The 1,655-nt window shown below is 47.9% G+C and carries 1 protein-coding gene; it reads right to left on the reverse strand.

Features of this window, described 5'->3' with window-relative positions; translation table 11 throughout:
• Positions 1-182: 182 nt before the first annotated feature.
• Positions 183-1,547, reverse strand: coding sequence for a hypothetical protein (locus D570_RS0100025; protein WP_018142364.1), 1,365 nt, complete (start codon positions 1,545-1,547; stop codon positions 183-185).
• Positions 1,548-1,655 lie beyond the last annotated feature (108 nt).

A 1,655-nucleotide genomic window follows, 5' to 3' on the forward strand; every position in this document is an offset into this window, starting at 1 on the left:
CAAAAAAACAAACCACCAAAACAAAAAAGCTCAATATCACCAGTTCTAATGGACAAATGCACCCTACGGGTGCATTCTCCCTCGCAAAGCGAGTAATTGCAATGTCTGAAACGTTGCGATTGCGTCATTGACGCAATTAAATCCCATCGATATCGATGAGCACACCTCGGGGTAATCAACAGTTACCATTTTAACTTGATTTTCCACCACTTCAACACAGTCGGACGTGACAAACCCGTCTGTCTTTGACACTCAATCTTCTTCCCCTGGGGGTGCTCTGCTCGCCACTGCTGCACAATCTCACGCTTAGTTCCGCTCCCTGCAGGACGCCCCTGCAAATTGCTCTCGAGGCCCTCATTCATAATCGCTAAAGTCGCTCGAGCAATGCGCAAGTGCTGGGCTTGTTTTCTTCCGTTTCTTTTGTTGGGGTCTATGCGTATGGCGGTGAGTTTTTCGATGTTTTTTCTGGGGAAGGTTTGGTAGTCGGCGTTGTAGGCTTCGAGTGCTTTGGAGACATCGTCTACGGTGAAGGGGTTTGTGTCTTGGTGGTTACCGATAGCGTTCAGGGAGTCTACGAGAGCGTAGGCATCTTGCTCGAGTTCGTCTCGGGGTATCGCACATTTTTGAGCGTAGATAGCCAGTGCCATGACGGCGAAGTAGCGGTGTCCCTCGAGTACTTCGGGTATGCGTCTTTTCCACCACTCGTAGAGATCTCGCTTGTTCGTCCAGGAACCTCTAGGCTGCTGCTGGACTACTCGGCGTTCGTACCAGTCGGGATATTTTTTCTTTGCCTCGTCCAGACTCATTGAACTGCTGTAGGTGTAGGTGTGTACTCGGAATTCTTCTCGCACGTAACTGTTGAGGTAGTCCATGTCGACTCTGCTGCCTGTGCGATACGCTTTGACTCGGACTCCTGTTTTCGTGATAGTTCCAACCATGCGGAAACTTTGAGTCACGCTCTCATACTGTCTGTTTTCCCACAGGTTAGTGACGTAACTATTCCAGATTTTGCGGACGAGTTCATGCCGCAGCACAGAGAGTTGTTCTATCACGTTGCGATACAGAGGAATAGGCTTTTTGAAGAAGTAGTACAGGTGCACGCCATGCCCGCTAGCCACGATATAAGTCGGTTTGGGAACGGCGTATTCGGCTGCTGCAGTGTTCTTGATATCTGTCATGCGATACCACAGCTCATCTAATCCGACTGGTTCGCCCTGGTCGTCATGCTTGATGTCGTCTAAGTCAATCGTTAAAGCATACATAAATCGGGCGTGAGACTGTTTCTGGCTCTTTCCTGCATAACTGATAGGGGACATGACGCAAAAGTCGTTGCACGCCGTTAAATCGTCTATAACGGTTAAATCATCGGTCACACTGTAGCGTTTAGCCTTCGTAGCCGACACAATCTGGACAGCAATAGCGCAGTACTTTCCGTCTACAAATTCACCCTTCTTCTCGAGAGATCCAGACGGGAAGAGTTCACGGTAAAAATCATGAGGGGAAACCTCAGGAAAACGAGAAGAAAAAAACTCAGTAATCGATGACATAAAGTTCCCCCTAAACCCCTCTACTGGGCGTTATTTTATCAATAGATTTATTTTACATTTTATGCCGTTCGTAAGACGGCGAAATTTTAGCCTAATTTTTGGGTGAAA

The organism is Alloscardovia criceti DSM 17774, assembly GCF_000376885.1.
Lineage (GTDB): Bacteria > Actinomycetota > Actinomycetes > Actinomycetales > Bifidobacteriaceae > Alloscardovia > Alloscardovia criceti.